The organism is Occallatibacter riparius (genome assembly GCF_025264625.1).
GTDB lineage: Bacteria > Acidobacteriota > Terriglobia > Terriglobales > Acidobacteriaceae > Telmatobacter > Telmatobacter riparius.
On record NZ_CP093313.1, the window covers coordinates 6,245,793 to 6,262,217 of the forward strand.

11 protein-coding genes are annotated in these 16,425 nt (G+C 62.0%); 2 read left to right on the forward strand and 9 right to left on the reverse strand.

Annotated elements, in window-relative coordinates; translation table 11 throughout:
- Positions 1-36 precede the first annotated feature (36 nt).
- The 8 genes from MOP44_RS25540 to MOP44_RS25575 form a co-directional block, all read right to left on the reverse strand.
- Positions 37-927, reverse strand: coding sequence for a polyprenyl synthetase family protein (locus tag MOP44_RS25540; protein WP_260793384.1), 891 nt, complete (start codon positions 925-927; stop codon positions 37-39).
- Positions 928-932: 5 nt separating this feature from the next.
- Complete coding sequence (locus MOP44_RS25545) at positions 933-2,681, reverse strand: 6-pyruvoyl-tetrahydropterin synthase-related protein (RefSeq protein WP_260793386.1); 1,749 nt, start codon at positions 2,679-2,681, stop codon at positions 933-935.
- A gap of 71 nt (positions 2,682-2,752) precedes the next feature.
- Positions 2,753-5,290 (reverse strand): penicillin acylase family protein, encoded by a 2,538-nt coding sequence (locus MOP44_RS25550; RefSeq protein WP_260793387.1) that lies wholly within the window; start codon positions 5,288-5,290, stop codon positions 2,753-2,755.
- Positions 5,291-5,355: 65 nt separating this feature from the next.
- Positions 5,356-6,198: a hypothetical protein gene (locus MOP44_RS25555; protein ID WP_260793389.1), complete on the reverse strand. Its 843-nt coding sequence runs from the start codon at positions 6,196-6,198 to the stop codon at positions 5,356-5,358.
- Positions 6,188-6,763, reverse strand: coding sequence for a hypothetical protein (locus tag MOP44_RS25560; RefSeq protein WP_260793391.1), 576 nt, complete (start codon positions 6,761-6,763; stop codon positions 6,188-6,190). The genes MOP44_RS25555 and MOP44_RS25560 overlap by 11 nt, the downstream gene beginning before the upstream one ends.
- 148 nt (positions 6,764-6,911) lie before the next feature.
- The gene (locus tag MOP44_RS25565; RefSeq protein ID WP_260793392.1) at positions 6,912-7,844 is read right to left on the reverse strand and encodes a GntR family transcriptional regulator; all 933 of its coding nucleotides are present in this window, start codon (positions 7,842-7,844) and stop codon (positions 6,912-6,914) included.
- Between the two features lie 4 nt (positions 7,845-7,848).
- On the reverse strand, positions 7,849-8,982 hold the full coding sequence (locus tag MOP44_RS25570) for a CPBP family intramembrane glutamic endopeptidase (RefSeq protein WP_260793394.1): 1,134 nt from the start codon (positions 8,980-8,982) through the stop codon (positions 7,849-7,851).
- 150 nt (positions 8,983-9,132) lie between these two features.
- A complete protein-coding gene (locus MOP44_RS25575) occupies positions 9,133-9,522 on the reverse strand; it encodes a four helix bundle protein (protein WP_260793396.1) in 390 nt (129 codons plus the stop codon).
- Positions 9,523-9,685: 163 nt separating this feature from the next.
- Between MOP44_RS25575 and MOP44_RS25580 the strand changes: the two genes are divergently transcribed.
- Together MOP44_RS25580 and MOP44_RS25585 are read left to right on the forward strand one after the other, a co-directional pair.
- Positions 9,686-10,051, forward strand: coding sequence for a PadR family transcriptional regulator (locus tag MOP44_RS25580; protein WP_260793398.1), 366 nt, complete (start codon positions 9,686-9,688; stop codon positions 10,049-10,051).
- Complete coding sequence (locus MOP44_RS25585) at positions 10,048-12,780, forward strand: ABC transporter permease (protein ID WP_260793399.1); 2,733 nt, start codon at positions 10,048-10,050, stop codon at positions 12,778-12,780. The genes MOP44_RS25580 and MOP44_RS25585 overlap by 4 nt, the downstream gene beginning before the upstream one ends.
- Before the next feature lie 161 nt (positions 12,781-12,941).
- Here the strand turns inward: MOP44_RS25585 and MOP44_RS25590 are convergent, their stop codons facing one another.
- Positions 12,942-16,400, reverse strand: a complete 3,459-nt coding sequence (locus tag MOP44_RS25590; RefSeq protein WP_260793401.1) for an acyl-[ACP]--phospholipid O-acyltransferase — start codon at positions 16,398-16,400, stop codon at positions 12,942-12,944.
- Positions 16,401-16,425 lie beyond the last annotated feature (25 nt).

A 16,425-nucleotide genomic window follows, 5' to 3' on the forward strand; every position in this document is an offset into this window, starting at 1 on the left:
CGCCAGACCCGGCCCCCGTGTTCTGTTCCCTGATTTTCAGTTCTTGCGCTCAACCAGGTACTGCGCCACCGACTTCAGCCCGTCCGCCCGGCTGCCATATGGGGCCAGCGCAGCAAATGCTTCCTCAATCAGCGCCGCCGCATCGCGCTCGCTCTGCTCGATGCCGTAGACAGCGGGCCACGTGGCCTTCTCCGTTGCTAGATCCTTGCCTGCCGTCTTGCCCAGTTGCGCGGAGTCTACCGTCATATCCAGCACATCATCGACAATCTGAAACGCCAGCCCAGCCTTGCGCCCGAACGTATCCAGCCGCGCTACGTCTTCATCCGTAGCCCCGGCAAACACACCGCCGGCCACCACGCTCACGCGGATCAGCGCCCCGGTTTTGGCGCGATGAATGGCCTCCACCAGCTCCGGCGTCGGCTTCTTGCCCTCGCTCTCAATATCGAGAACCTGCCCGCCGATCATCCCATCCACCGTGCCCACCGCATTCGCAATCAGCCCGATGATCTTCACCGTCGAGGCCGGCGGACACTCCAACCCTGCCAACACCTCGAACGCCCGCGTCTGCAGGGCATCGCCTGCGAGAATCGCAATCGCCTCGCCGAACGCCACATGACACGTCGGCTTGCCGCGCCGCAGATCGTCGTTATCCAGCGCCGGCAAATCGTCATGAATCAGCGAATAGGTATGCAGCATCTCCAGCGCCGCGCCCAGGTTCTCAATCCCGCGCGGAACAGAGCCGGCAATCGTCGCCGCAGCCTGCATGGCGAGCACCGGCCGCAGCCGCTTGCCGCCCGCAAACGTCGAATGCCGCATGGCCCCGTGGATCGAATTCGGCACGGTCTCGGCGCTCGGAATCAGAGCCTCAAGCGCGCGATCCGTAAGCTCCGCGCCCTCGTGAATCAGCGTTTTTACGTCGACTGACATTTCCTTCATTTTAGCTGAGATTGACTGCGCCGCCCCACCGCACCCAGCACTGTGACAAGCCCGAGGGCGGCGGTCAGCGTCAGCGCGGTAAAACTAATCAATCGACCCTTCCACATATCCGGTGTAGCCCGCCACTCCGCCTGCACCTTCACGGATCCCGGCGACACCGGCACCACCATCAGCCCATCATCCCGCGTGCCCAGATCGGCGACGCGCGCGCCATTCACCGTAACGTTCCACGCCGGGTATCGCCGCAGCCGCAGTACCAGGTACCCTGCGCTCGGCACGCTACCCTCCGCCCTCCAGTGCTTCGCATCTGCCGATTCCGGGTCTGGCACGACCGCCACGCAGCTCTTCTGCTCGGCCGCCCACGAGGGCTGCGGATTGTCGGCACTCGTCTTGCCCAGCGCGGCGTTCGCATCGGCCACCAGGCACGCCGCAGGCAGATTCTCCGCTACCAGTCCGTTCTCCGCTCCAACCGGCTCATACTCGTCCGTCCCCTGGAAACCGTCGCCGTTGTGATAATCCTGCAGCATCCCCGGAATCGCGTCGTACGGATCGCACTCTTCAAAAAAAACCCGCCCAACAAACACGGTCAGCCCAACAAACACTAGCCCGCACACCGCACGCCCGATCCACTGCAGCCTCTCAGGACGTCCTATTCCCTGTTCCCTACTCCCTACTCCCTGCTCGACCGCTGCCGCGACGAAGATGCCCAACGGCGCCTCCAGCACCACCAGCCATCGCCACGGAAACTGCAGAAACTGCATCTTCGGCAACAGATTCCAAACAGGCAAGCTGAGCGGAAGCAGCAAAAACAAAACGCCTGCCGGAATCAGCGCCAGCGGCACCCACCAGCTCCGCGCACCCGCCAGCTTTTTCCGCCGCCACGAGATAACAAGGGCCGCGGCTATCACGGCCAGCATCGCAACCGCAATCCACGACACCCGCTGCAACTCCGCGTCATGCAGCGCAAGCTGCGGATCCGCGTGATGCCCGAATAGGAAGCTGTTCTGAATCTGCTCGCCGGCGTCGCCGGTGGCCTGCTCGATATCCACCCACTTCTGTTCCACCGCCGCAGGCATCAGATAGAAAGCAGCCAGACCCAGCCCCAGCACCGCTCCCAGAGCGGCCCGCAAAACCGGTTTCAACGACCGCCGCATCACTGCCACAACAACCGCGAACCCCGCCAGCAGATAGCACGCCATCACGCCCACCGGAGCGTTCGACAGCCACGCCCCCGCTACCACCAGCGCCAACCCTGCCGCCGCCGTCCCATCCACCACGCGCTGTCTCTCACTCAGAACCAGCAACAACAGCAGCGGAATCCAGATTCCTCCCGCCAGTTCCGCAAACGCCGAGCGCTCATATACGGTGTACAGTGAATAGCCCGAAAATATCGCAACGCATCCAGCCAGCGTCGCTGCTCCCTCCGGCAACGCCTGCCGCGCCAGTGCCCGCGTGGCCAGGCCTGTGCCCGCCAGCAGCAGAAAAGTCATAGCCACCGGCACGGCCATCCACGGCAGCACCGCCCCCAGAGCCGCCCCCAGCATCCACGTCAGCGGCGGATAGAACACGAACCGCGGCTCGCCCGCCATGTAGTTCGGAGTCGTAGCCCAGTGCGGATACACAATGCCGTGCCGCCAGCTATCCAGCGCATCGATCCACGACACAAGATGAAAATCGAAATCGTGCCCGCACGAAGTTCCGCGTAGCACCAGCGGCACAACCGCCAATGCGGCGGCCAGCAGCACAAGCAGAGGGCCTAGCCACCACTGCCCACGCGCAGTTTCTATTTTCCTTTTTCCTTTTTCCCCTTGGTCCCTCATGGATTCAGCCGCAGCGTGTGCCGCGTATTCCCCGCCACCGCTGCCTCGCTGAACGGCAGCGCAAACGTCGTGCCGTTGTACCAGTCATTCCACTGGTCGCGGAAATGCGCGCTATAAGGATTGCTGCTCTCACCCAGCACGATATTTTCCGTCGAGCCGTCCACGTTGCTCCAGTCCATGGTGAACCGCTGCGACGGCCCCAGCGTGCGGCCGATCTGCTTCACCGTCGTCGGATCGCCGCTCATCGGCTGCGGCCCCGTTCCAGCGAATCCGTTCAGGAACGGCAGCATCCCCGCCAGGGGATGCTCGATATCCATCGTGTGCCAGCTTCCATACGTCCACTTCGTCACGTCACTGGGAGCCTTGCCCTTTGCCATGCCGCGCCGCACGGCCTCCGTCAGCAGATCATCCCAGCTCTTGTATTCTTTGGGCAGCCACTCACCCGACCCGTGCATGATGATTTCTTCCTGCGCGAAGTTTTCTTCTGCCCAGCGATAATCCGCAGCCAGCTCTCCCAGCTTGGGATCCAAAATCAGCGGCCACAGCGCGTGCTTCGCCTGGTCCACCAGTGAGGCCGCAGCCGAATCAGTCGTCAGCTTCCCGTCCCAGCTCCGCATCAGATCCGCGGCCTTCTTCAGCCGGTCATCCGCCTTGCTCGCATGATCGATGGCGTACGCGAATCGGTGCGCCAGCTCCTGGTCCACCTCACTGTAGATATCGGTCTGCACCGCGATCATGTCCTTCGGCGTCAGCTTGTCGCGCCCCTGCAGCGACTTGTAGATCCGCTGCGCGCGATACGGATCGATCCACTCCAGCGTCAGCAGGTAGGAAGACTTCTCCGAGGTCACCCGCGAGTTCGCTGTGGCCAGAAATCCCGATGGCGGATCGAACGCGTTTGGCAGCCCCTCAAAAGGAATGTACCCGTTCCACTCGTGCCCGCCATCGCCCGCCGCGATCGGCTTACCCTGCAAGCCCGCCGGCCGCATCGGAATCCGCCCCACCGCGTGATACGCAACATGACCCTGGTCATCGGCGTACACCAGGTTCTGCGTCGGCCAGCACCATTGCCCCAGCGCCGTCGAAAACTCCGACCAGTTCTGCGCCGAATTCATCGCATACAGCGGCAGCCCGTTCAGCGACGCGTCATACAGCGTCCACTTCAGCGCCACCGGTTCTCTCTGCACCTTCGGCCACAACGGATTCAGCAGCGGCCCGTGTCCTGTCGACTGCACATCGACAGTCACATCCTTGCCGCCGCGCACATGGATCGTCTCGTGATCGACGCCCAGCGGCTTCCAGGTCCCATCCGCGGCCTGGTAGTTGCCCTTGCCGTCGAGCCGCTCGTGATACAGATCCTGCACATCGCCCATCAGCGCCGTGAATCCCCATGCCACGTGCTCGTTGTGCCCGGCGACAATCCACGGCAGCCCAGGGAGCGCCACACCCGCCGCGTGATACCCCGGAGCCTTCAGGTCCGCCATGTACCAGATGTTTGGCTCCGTCAGCACCAGGTGCATATCGTTGGCGAGCAGCGGCTTCCCGCTCGCCGTATGCGTCCCGCTCACTACCCAGTTATTCGACCCCGAAACGCACCCTGAACAATCCGGCAGGCCGAGCATGCCTCTCAACGCACCAACATCCACCCGCTCGTCGCGCGCACCCCTGCCCCTCTGTCCCCCGTGTCCCTCTGTCCCCGCCTTAGCCGTCGTATTGTCCTCATCCTCATCATCCGTCACCGGCGGCGTATTCACCTCCGGCTGCGTCAGATCGATCATCTCGCCCGTCGGCGGATGATCGCGCCACGAACCCACCGGATACAACTGCGCCTCAAGCTGAGGCCCGTTCGGCAAACTGCCGAGCTTCGCAGCGATCTGCTCCCTGACCAGCTTCGTGTCCCAGTGCGCGTCGAGCATGTCGATCATCATCGTCCCCACGCTCATCGAATCCACACCAGACCACGGCTTCGGCTTGTACATGAGCAGGCGAAACTCCGCCGGCAGATCATCCCCGTGCTGCGCGATGAACGCATTCACGCCCTTGGCATAGTCATCGAGCCAGCGCCTGTCCTGCGCATCCAGCCCCGCATACATCCGCTCCGCAACCTTGCGGAAGCCGAGCACGCGCTGCGCGCGATCATGCGCTACCAACCCGGAGCCCAGCACCTCGGCCAGCTCGCCGTTCGCATTGCGGCGATACATGTCCATCTGCCACAGGCGATCTTGCGCCACCACGTAACCCTGCGCGAAGAACAAATCGTCCTGCGTGGCCGCCTCAATGTGGGGAACCCCACGCGCATCGCGCCGTACCGTCACCGGTGCCGACAACCCCGCTACGCGGACATCGCCGTCCAACTGCGGCAGCGCAGCCTTGGCCGCCGAACGTAGCCACATCACTCCGGCAACGCCGAGCACCAGAACCAGCAGCACCAGCACGGCCAGCGTAACCAGCACAATGCGCAGCCACCGCCTGCGCCTCCGCGGAGTAACAGGGGAATCTTCTAACGGCGAGCTCTCAAACGCGCTGATCCGTGCCATGGGTCAACAACAGAATACCGCCGCGGCGAACGTGATCAACTCTTGCGCAATTTATGGCCGCAGGTTCACCTGACCTCGGAATAGTCGCAGCTTGGGTTTTCCAAAATTCGTGAACACTCCGTAGGAGACATGGACGGCTCCGCAGATCTGTTCTCGCCGATCTCTCTGGAAGACACCATCACTGACGATTTCACCCAGAAGTACCAGATTTCGCACGGAGTGATTTCTCCCTGAATTCCGCTCTCCGCATTGGGTTTGGTTGGGACGTCTTCAGTCATCCCGAACGCTCCGGCCATGCAGTAGAGCGGCATCATGAGACAGGTAGCCACATCCTTGCCATTGACAGGTCCTTTGCGACGGTTCGGATCGGTGCGAGTCAAGTGGATGCTTTCCTTTCCTATCTTCATTTTTCGCACGCGCACCACAAGCTCTGGCCACTGTTGATAAGCAATGCCGGGCTTCGCGCGGCTTACAATTCCGATCACCGGTACACCGGCGGGCAGCACCGTGATTCCATCGACAATCACGTCTTTAGCCAGAACGAAACGCACAGTTGAGCCATTCTTTGCCGTGTCCGAAGCCAGCCTTTCCAATATCCTCAGCGTGATTTTCGTACCCGTAGGGATTGTCACTTGAGCTGGGACTGCTGTTCGAGCATGTAACGCGGTCTTTAGCTCGGCCCTGTCCGGCGGCGAAGCCCAACAGGGAGGATGCACGACCGCATCTCTCGCCAGTTCTGGCCCCACCTCCCGGGGCATTGCTGCAGTCGACGCTGAACGAGCCTGCGGCATTCGACTATCGGGCGTCCCCTGGCACATCACCACCAGCGACGGCAGCATTGCGCAAAGAAGCGCCATCAGCATCGGCTTCATCGCGATTCGCGGAACCACTTCACACTCAATGCGCATTCGGCACCGCAGCATTCTGCCGCGCCACTCGCGGCCGATACACCACCGTCACCCACTCCCCATCCGGCTCTGACAATGCGATCGGCGCGCCGACGACTCCCGCAACCGCCGCCGCTGTCACACCCGCCGCGGCCGCTGTACCCGCATCCGCGTGGTTTCGCGCCGCCGAAATCCCAATCAACAGTCCACTTGCAATCGTCGCCCCGATCCAGACGGGATGATGATTCTTTCTGAGGACAGTCGCCTCCACGCTGATCACCGTTGCACGATCGAATTGCCACCCCTGTCCACCGGGGCTCTCCGCTGCATCGCAGAACAGCGCATCGTCGGTAGCCGCGGCCATGCGGCACGCAAGCGCCGGCCCATACGTATTGCCCACCACTAGGTACGTGCCCCGGGGCAGTTTCTGAATCTTGCGCCACTCCTTATCCGGAGGTGTCAAGGCCTGTGGCGCATTCTGAGTGGAAGCGGTCTGCGTAGCCGGCGGTGCAGTCGCCTGGCACACCGCCGCCAGCGGCGACAGCACCACAAGGAAGAGCATGAGTGTGAATCCAAGCTGTTTCATACCCCGCCATCGTAGGCAGGGCCGCACACACCTGTGCGCCCGCGCAGGACACTTCCCGCACTGTCACATTAGCCTGCAGCCAGTAGCTCGTAGCCGGCAGCAAACACGCCGGCAGTTTGGCAGCACCGCGAGGGCATCCCCTCCCCGGCTATAGAGCTACTGGCCTACTGGCTACTGGCTCCGCCGCCCTTAACGTCTCCAGCGCCTTTTCCGCCAGCAGCCGGAACTCAATCGCCCGGCACCCCTTCGGCAGCTCCGGACACGTCACCGCATCGCACACCACCGCCGCTGTCTCGGCCAGGCCGCGCTTCCATCCCGGCTTCGCAGCATCGCACACAATCAGGCTCTCTGGAGCGATCCCCACGGCAATCAGCATAACGTGGGCAATATTCTGAAACTCCACCCAACGCGACGCAATCCCCACCAGCACGCCCGCCGGTGCCGGTAGATAACTACTCAACTCCGGCGCCACCGGATGCACCTCCAGCACCGTCAGCTCCGCGCCCGCCGGCAACAGCTTCCGAACCATCGCAGCCTTGCTTGGCAGCACCACCGGCATCGCGCCCCGCAGCACGGCAACCTCCGCGCATTCCGCGGGCGCGCACCCCAGCACCGGGAGCCGCACGGCCTGCTCCATCTCCGTAATCACAATGCGCCGCAGCTCTTCATCCGGCTCGATCACCAGCCAATGCCCCGGCGGCTCCATCTCCATCCATCGCTGCATGCGCGCGCGAATCAGCTCTGCAGACGCACCGGCCCGCCGCGCCTTCCGCACCAGCTCGCCAATCAGCTCGTCGACATTGAATTCAAGCGCCAATTCCGGCGACTTAGGCACCGCCGGCCGGCTCGCCCGCACATACACGCCGCTGCCGTGCCGGAACTCCAGCCACCCATCCTGCTCCAGCTCGCGATACGCCGCGCTCGCCGTATTGGCATGGATCCCGAACCGCCGCGCCAACTCCCGCGTGCTCGGCAGCCGCTCCCCGGGCTTCAGCTCGCGGCACAGAATTCCCAGCCGCACCTGCGTGATCAGTTGTTCGCGCAGGCTGATCTCACCCGATCGATTGAGCCAGATTCGCACGGCTTCAGCCCGCCGTCTGCACGGCTGCAACCTCGCTTCGCCGCCCTCGTCCATACAGCCCCAGGATCGCCAGCAGCATTAGCAGGATTACACCAAGCACCAGCACGCTGCCTTCGGGCCCATCCGCGCCGCCGCTCCAGAAAGCCGGACCCGCAGGCGTCGCAGTCAGCAGGTGCCCCTTCGCCACCATCCCCGAGTCCGCTGTGCCGTAGAAATAGGTCTCGCCCCAGTCCCACGCCGCATGGCACCCAATCGCCCACCACGCCGAACCCGTCACGTACACGCTCACGCAGAACACAAACCCGATCGCGCCGGCCGCGAAGATCCCGATCCAGTTCTCGCCGTTGTTTCCGGTGTGTCCCGCTCCGAAGAGAAACGACGTCACCCACGCCGCGTTCCAGAAGCCCGCGCTCGGCGCCTTCTTCATCTGCAGCCAGAAACACGGCAGCAGCCCGCCGAGCGCCAGCATGTAAGCCCCCCACGCGCCCTCGCCGTGCACCTTCCACAGCAGCAGGCCCGAGACGCAACCCACCAGTCCCGCTGCCCACTGGAAGTTGATCCCTCGCGTAAATGTGTACAGCAGGTAGCACCGCATCGTTCCTTCTTCAAAACAGCCCACCAGCAGAAAGGTCGCTCCCCACAAAGCCGCGTACACCAGAATCTGTCCGCCGCTCAGCGCCACCGGGCCAAAGTGCAGCCACCCTCCGGCGGCCAGCCCGCCCACAAGAGCGGACAACGCAGCAAATCCGCACATCAGTCCCGTTGCAAAATAAAAACCGCGCCGCACCCCGCGCAGGTTATAGTCCAGCAGCTTGCGCTTCTCAATAAGCGACACAATCCACGCCGCCAGAATCAACACCACCACGCTCATGAACTCACTTATCAGGCCGGAAGCCGGCGAGAATTCATGGCTGTGCGAAGGCGGATGAATGGCGCGCGCAATGGCACTGGCAACCGCGCCCAGCATCACAATCAGCGACACAAAGATGACCACCGACCAGCCTGCCCTCAATCCATCCGGGCCGAAGAATACCCAGCGCAGATCGTGATCTGGCGGCGCCGTCATAACGGCCCCTTCCACCGGCGTTATCTCATTCGATGGGCTCACAGGCACACTCGTCGGACTCTCCGGCTCCATGCAGCCTCCTTCCGAAAATCATCTCGCTATTCTGTCGAATCTTACTCGATCAGAGGGTGGACCGGGGGATATGAGGGACAGGGGGGACACACGGGGGACACGGGGGATATGTGGGAGACGCGGACAGCGCAGGTACGCGCTATTTTGGATTCAGCTTTTTACGCCTGTTCGGCTGCGGCGGCTCGCCTCTTTCATCTTGTCGAATAATCTATTGAGCAGCAGGCTAGCCTTCGCGGATAGCTCCTCGACCGAACCGCGCAACTCCTTATCGCCATATCCCAGCGCCTCTGATATCACCATTTGCGTTTGTAGCTCACACAGTGAACCCCGGGCATGGCCCAGAAACTGCACATATTCGCCGCGCGTGGACCGGCCATAGCCCTCGGAGATGTTACTGGCCACAGAAACCGCTGCCCGTCGCATCTGGTCCGTCAGCCCGAATCGCTCTGAGGATGGAAAGGCTGCTGTGAGCTTATAAACCGCGGTGGTCAGTTCGATAGCCCGCTGCCATGCAAGATTGTCCCGGAACGACTCACCCATTCTTTGCCCCAGTTCTCCGGCAAAGCATACCCGCCCGATATCGCTCCATCCCGAGATTCTCATCACAGCCTTGTCCCCCGTGTCCCCCGTCTCCCCTGCCATTCGTGTGGCACAACCACAGGTACCTGTGTCATACTTCTGTGGCAACGCCACAGGAGATAAATTGAGCCCGGAGAAACTAGACCTGCTGCAAGGAACCCTCGACCTCATGGTTCTGCAAACCCTGGCCGCCATGGGCTCGCTTCACGGCTACGGCATCGCCCGCCGCATTGAGCAGGTCAGCGCCAACGAAGTTCTGCTCAACCAGGGCACCATCTATGCCTCCCTCGTCCGCCTCGAGCAGCGCGGATGGATCGAGTCCGAATGGGGCGTCTCCGGCAACAACCGCAAAGCCAAGTTCTACTCCATCACCAAATCCGGCCGGCGCCGCCTTGCAGAAGACACGCAATACTGGCAGCGCCTCACCGGCGTCATTGACCGCATCTTCGCCATGGACCCCAACGCAGAAGAGGAGACGGGCGAAGCATGAGCGGGCTTAAGAGATTCAGACGCCGCGTCTGGGCTTTCTTCGCCAAGAAGGCGCTGGACGCCGAGCTCGAAGCCGAGATCGAAACCCACATGCAGCTCGCCATCGACGAGTACATGGAACACGGCGTTCCGGCCGACGAAGCACGGCGCCTCGCATTGATTCACTTCGGTGGTATGCAGCAGGCTCGAGAGAAACAAAGAGAGGCTCGCGGACTTATGCAAATCGACATCCTTCTTCAGGACCTGAAGTACACCACGCGCAAACTCATGCGCGATCCCGGGTTCACCATTGTCGCGGTGCTCATTCTCGCTCTCGGCATCGGAGCCAACATCGCCGTCTTCAGCGTCGTCAACACCATCATGCTGCGCCCGCTCCCCTTCCCGAACGCGCAGGAGCTCGTCTGGATCGCCCCGCCACCCACCAAATGCGGCCTCTCGTGCGCCACTTACTCCACTGACGCTTACGACGAGTTCCGCATGAACACGCGCTCCTTCCAGGACGTCACCGGCTACTTCGCCTTCTCCACCCCTGGCAATCTCAAACTGCGCATCGGCAATGGCGCGCCTGTTCCTGCTACGGGCATCGATGTCATTCACAACTTCTTCAACGTCCTCGGCGTGCAGCCCGCCAAGGGCCGCCTGTTCCGGGCCGAGGACGCTCGCAACGGCGCAGCCCCGGTCATCGTTCTCTCCGACGCCTGGTGGCGCCGCCAATTCAACGCCGATCCCGACATCGTCGGCAAAGCATTCAACATCAATGGCACGCAGACCACCGTCATCGGCGTGCTGCCAAAAACGTTCGACTTCGGCGGCGTGTTCTCTCCCGGCGCAAAAATCGACGCCATCACTCCGCTCAATCTCTACGGCCCACCGCGCGACTGGGGCAACATCATCACCATGATCGGCCGCATGAAGCCCGGCGTTACTCTCGGCCAGGCCGTCGGCGATTCCAAAGCCGCCGAGCAATACATGTGTTGGAACAACCGCCAGGCCAACAGCTGCGGCACTTCCTACAAAGACGGCGTCGTTCCCGTACCGCTGAAGGACTACGTCACCGGCCGCCTCCAGCAATCGCTCAAGGTCCTCTGGTCCGCTGTCGGCATGATCCTTCTCATCGCCTGCGTCAATCTCTCCAACCTGCTGCTCGCCCGCGCCATGTCCCGTTCCAAAGAATTCGCCATGCGCGGTGCTCTCGGTGCAGGCCGCGGCCGCATTATCCGTCAGCTCCTCACGGAAAGCCTCATCCTCTCCGGCGCAGGCGCGGTTGCCGGCCTTCTCCTCGCCGCCATCCTCATCGCATGGCTCCGCACCCAGGGAGCCATCGCTCTGCCTTTGCTTAGCCAGTTGCATATTGACGCTGCGGCTCTCGGCTGGACCTTGCTAATTGCCACCACATCGGCCATTCTCTTCGGCCTCCTGCCTGGCCTGCGCATCTCCGCCGGCAATCTGCATGAAGCTCTGAAGGACTCCGGCTCAGGCTCCGGCCAGAGCCGCAAGCAGGAGCGCCTGCGCTCCATTCTCGTCGTCTCTGAAGTCGCCCTCGCCTGCATGCTTCTCGTCGGCGCAGGCCTCCTGCTGCGCAGCTTCCTGCAGGTCCTGTCCGTCGACCTCGGCTTCCAGCCCCAGCGCGCCGCAGCAGTCACCGTAGATTTCAACGACAACCCAGCAGATGGCGACGGCAATTCGAAGGACTCAACGAACAAGATCCTTGCCCACCGAGCCGCGCACTTCCAGCCTCTGCTCGACCGTGTCCGCGCCCTCCCCGGCATTGAAGGTGCGGGAATGACCGACTATATCCCTCTCGGCGGCAATCGCTCCTGGGGTATGCCCTTTGCGCGCGGAGCATCTCGGCCCCAAAAGACGCCTCCGGGCCCGCTCGTCTACGTAGTGTCGCCAGGTTATCTGCAGTCCATCGGCACTCGCCTGCGCGGGCGTGATTTCTCGTGGAACGATCGCACCGACGGGGAACGGGTTGTCGTTATCGACTCGGAGTACGCCAAGTATCTCTCCTCCTTCGTGCACTGGCCGAACAACGATCCTGTCGGGCAGCTGCTCTATGACGGCGATAAGGACACGTGCGATCAGAACTCCTGCATGCGCATCATTGGCCTGGCCGACAACGTCCACGCCGAAAGTGTCGAAGGCGAGAACGGTTGGCAGATTTACTATCCCGACACACAGAACTTCGCCAGCGGATCGCAGCTCGTCGTGCGCACCACGCTACCGCCCGCGCAACTCGCCACCAGCGTCATGAGCGTGCTGCACGAAGCGAATGTGAACCAGACCGCGGCCGAGTTCAAGCCAATCCAAATGCTCGTTGACCGCTCCAACTCCCCGCGTCGCTTCTTCCTCATGCTGGTTGGATCATTCGCCGCTCTCGGCCTGCTACTCGCCGCGCTCGGCATCTACGGCGTCATCTCTTACTCTGTCACCCGTCAGACGCAGGAGATCGGCATCCGCATGGCCCTCGGCGCCAGCGCCGCGCACGTGCGCAAACAAGTGCTGGTCAGCACGCTGAGGCTCGCCGCAATCGGAGTGGTTCTAGGCGCAGTCGCATCCATCGCAACATCGCGCCTCATTCAATCGTTGCTGTTCGCAACCTCACCCTGGGATGGCACGACCTACATCGCCATGGCCATCGCACTCCTCGCGGTTGCGGCAATAGCGGGCTACGTCCCCGCCCTTCGCGCTTCGCGCGTCAGCCCACTCATCGCCTTGCGCGCCGAGTAACCTCGAACCGAGTGTCCCACCCTCCGCGGTGGGACACTCGCCTATAAAACGACTTGTCATCCTGACCCTGAGCAAGGCAAAGGGGAAGGATCTGCGGTTGCTTCTGATCGGAGCAGGGCCGCGCCGAAGCTCACTACTAACCACTAACCACTATTACGAGCTCACGCCCGCGCCGTAGCCAATTCCACCGCTACCGCTTTCACCCCGCGCAAATCAATCTTCCCCGTCCCCAGTACCGGCAACGCATCCACACGGAAGAACTGGTTGGCCCGCGGCTTCCACAACGCGGGCAAATCGCACTGCGCGAGCTTATCGAGAACAGGATCGAGCTTCTCATCCGACAGTGTCGTCACGACTACAATCCGCTCGCCCTTCTTCTCGTCCGGCAATGACGTAACCGCAAACACCTGCTCCGTAATCCCGGCCAGTTCGTGAAGCTTCTCTTCAATGCGAATATGCGGAACCATCTCGCCCGCAATCTTTGAAAAGCGCGACAACCGATCCGTGATGGCAAGGAAACCGTCTTCTTCCATCAGCGCCACATCGCCCGTCGTGTACCAGCCATCGTGCAACACTTCCGCAGTCTTCTCCGGCTTGCCCAGATATCCCTGCATCACGTTCGGCCCTTTCACCAGCAGCATTCCGGGAGTGCCGGCCGCCACTGGCTCGCCCGTATCAATATCAACGATGCGCACTGAAATCCCCGGCAGCGGATGCCCTATGCGACCGCGCCTTCCGCCTACCTGCCGGAACCCCGGCGCGCGGAAGTCGCGTCCATTCACCGTGACCACCGGCGAGCACTCGGTGCAGCCGTAGCCCTCGAGCGGACGAATTCCAAACGTGTCTTCGAATGCAAGCGCAACGCGCTCCGGCAGCTTCTCCGCACCCACCAGTACGAATTGCAAACTACCAAAGCTCTCAGGCCTGCACCGCCGCATATAAGTCTGTAAAAACGTGGGCGTAGCAATGAGGAACGTGACGCTGTACTTCTCGACCAGCTCGCTGATCACGCCGGTATCGAACGGATTGGGATGATAGACAACCCCGAGCCCATTCACCGCCGGCATCCAAAGTGCGCCCATGAATCCAAACGAGTGGAAGAACGGCAGGATCCCCAGCACCTTATCGCTGCGCCCCAGCATGAACACCTGCGAAACCTGCTGAATGTTCGACACCAGGTTGAAATGCGACAGCATCACGCCCTTGGGATCTCCCGTGCTTCCGCTCGAAAAAATCACCGTGGCAAGATCATCGATCTTCGGCCTCGGCCCTCGCGCACCCACAGCCTTGCGCAGCAACGCCACTGGCAGCGTCAGCGCGAACACCAGCGCCGCCAGCTTCTCGCTCCCTCGCGGCGAAGCCAGCGTATCCTCAAGAAACACAGCCCGCCCCGGAATCTCCAGCTTTGGGAATCGTTCTACGAACGCCTTCGACGTAATCACCACATCGATATCGCACTGCTGCGCGCACGATGCGATGATCTCGCCTGAAGCCGTGTAGTTCAAATTCACCGCAATCCGCCCCAGCAGCGTCAGCGCATAGTTGGCCAGCGCCCCGCCAACCGACGGCGGCAGCAGCAGCCCAACCATCTTCTTCTCGCCGATCACGCCACGTAGCCGCCGCGCGATGTAAATTGTCTTCGTCAGCGCGGAGAAGAAGCTGACTCGCGCCGTCTTGCCGTCGGCCATCATGAAGCGCAGTGCGTAGCGTCGCGCGGTGCGCACAAATGCACGATCCAGCGTCCGCATGCGGCGCTTGCGCTGGTAGAAGGCGTCCGCCTGCAGCTCCTGGACCGCGCGCCGCACATCAATCGCAGTGCTCGTCGCCGGCATCGGCCGCCCAAAGCTCACCGTCACCGGATACGGAATCTTACGCGGCATCTTCCACAGAAACCGCCCGCGTTCGAAGCTGAAGATGCTGCCCCAAACGCCATCCAGATTCACCGGAATGATCGGCGCATCCACGCCCTTCATAATGCGCTCGAGCCCGCGCCGGAACGGCAGCATCTGTCCAGTGCGCGTAATCTGCCCTTCCGCGAAAATGCAAACGATCTCGTCATTGCGCAGCGCATCCGTCGCCGTGCGCAGCGAGCGAATCATGTCGCGCGGCCGCTGCTCGCTCGATATCGGAATCGCCTTCATCATCCGCGCAAACGGATACACCACGCGATTCTCATAGATGCCCTTGTACATGAGAAAGCGAATCGGCCGGTCAGTCGATGCAATCAGCAGCGCTGCATCCACAAACGACATGTGATTGCACACCAGCAGCGCGCCCGTCTTATCTGGAAAGTTCTCCCGCCCCAGCACCTTGAGGCTGTAAATCGTGTGCGTCAGGAAAAACAGAATCAGCCTGCCAAACCACTCCGGCAGCAGGATAAGCACATAGACGGTTCCCGCCGCCGTAATCGCGGATGCAGCAAGAATCACTTCCTTCGGATCGAGATTGATGAAGCGCGAGGTGAATACGTAGTACACACCAGACGAAAGCGCGATACCGATAAACGACAGCAGATTCGCCGCCGCGATGATGCCGCCCTTGTCCTTCTCATCGGGCCGGTGCTGTATCAGCGCATTCACAGGCACCGCGAAGAAGCCCGCCCAGAAGCCAAGAATCGACAGCAGCACTGCGGAACCAATGATGCCTGTATGCGTTACGCCGAGCACCACACCGGTGCACGTCATTCCGATCGAGCCGAGCGGAATCAGCCCGTACTCAATCTTCTTGCCACTGACGATGCCCGCAGCCATGCTGCCTATGCCAATGCCGATGGCAAGCGCGGCGTTGAGATAGGCTGTCTTGCCCGGGCCAATGTGCAGCACATCGGGCCCATAAACCACCACCGTCGCAAACAGCAGCGACCCCAGAAACCAGAAGTACGTATTGCCCAGCACCGCGAGAAACAGCGCCTGGTCGCGGCGCATGATCCCGATCTGCTTCCACAAATCGCCAACGAAGTTGATGCGGAACCGCTTTGCAGGTGCGGCCGCCGGCACTCGATCGATGCCCAGGCTGGTGAGGAATCCCACTCCCGCAAGCCCGATCAAAATATATCCGGCGAAGATCTCTTCTCCCGGAAAGCGCTCAGCCAGCCCTGCACCGGCAACGGTTCCCAGAATGATCGCGAGAAACGTGCCAAGCTCGATAACGCCGTTGCCCCACGACAGCCGCGTAGACGGCAGCAACTCCGGCAGCAGTCCATACTTTGACGGCCCAAACAGCGCAGCCTGCGTAGCCACCAGCCCCAGCGCCGCCAGCGTAATCACCTGCGAGTGCAACGCGAGTCCGGCGGTAGCCACCGTCATCGCACCCACTTCCATCACCTTGGTCCACAGCGTCACCTTGCGCTTGCTGAAGTGGTCTGCAAGCCAACCGCCCGACATGCTGAAGATCACAAACGGCACAGAGAAGAGAAATGTAACGATGGAGACGAAGGTGTCGCGATGGCCTTTATCCAGGCCCATGCCGACAACCATGGCCAGCAGCAGATTGCGCAGAACGTTATCGCTGAAGGCGCCCTGGAACTGCGTAACGATCAGTGCCCAGAATCCACGTTCGCTGCGATGGACGTCGGGCCCGGGCAAAAGATCCGGCTGGTGACTCAGATTGGTCTGGCTCATATAAAGGTCTGTCGAGAATTAGGAC

What these genes read in the sequence shown, in the direction of transcription:
- MOP44_RS25540 (WP_260793384.1), bottom strand. Translation starts at nt 927, where the DNA reads ATGTCAGTCGACGTAAAAACGCTGATTCACGAGGGCGCGGAGCTTACG.
- MOP44_RS25550 (WP_260793387.1), bottom strand. Translation starts at nt 5,290, where the DNA reads ATGGCACGGATCAGCGCGTTTGAGAGCTCGCCGTTAGAAGATTCCCCT.
- MOP44_RS25555 (WP_260793389.1), bottom strand. Translation starts at nt 6,198, where the DNA reads ATGCGCATTGAGTGTGAAGTGGTTCCGCGAATCGCGATGAAGCCGATG.
- MOP44_RS25560 (WP_260793391.1), bottom strand. Translation starts at nt 6,763, where the DNA reads ATGAAACAGCTTGGATTCACACTCATGCTCTTCCTTGTGGTGCTGTCG.
- MOP44_RS25570 (WP_260793394.1), bottom strand. Translation starts at nt 8,982, where the DNA reads ATGGAGCCGGAGAGTCCGACGAGTGTGCCTGTGAGCCCATCGAATGAG.
- MOP44_RS25575 (WP_260793396.1), bottom strand. Translation starts at nt 9,522, where the DNA reads ATGGGTGAGTCGTTCCGGGACAATCTTGCATGGCAGCGGGCTATCGAA.
- MOP44_RS25585 (WP_260793399.1), top strand. Translation starts at nt 10,048, where the DNA reads ATGAGCGGGCTTAAGAGATTCAGACGCCGCGTCTGGGCTTTCTTCGCC.
- MOP44_RS25590 (WP_260793401.1), bottom strand. Translation starts at nt 16,400, where the DNA reads ATGAGCCAGACCAATCTGAGTCACCAGCCGGATCTTTTGCCCGGGCCC.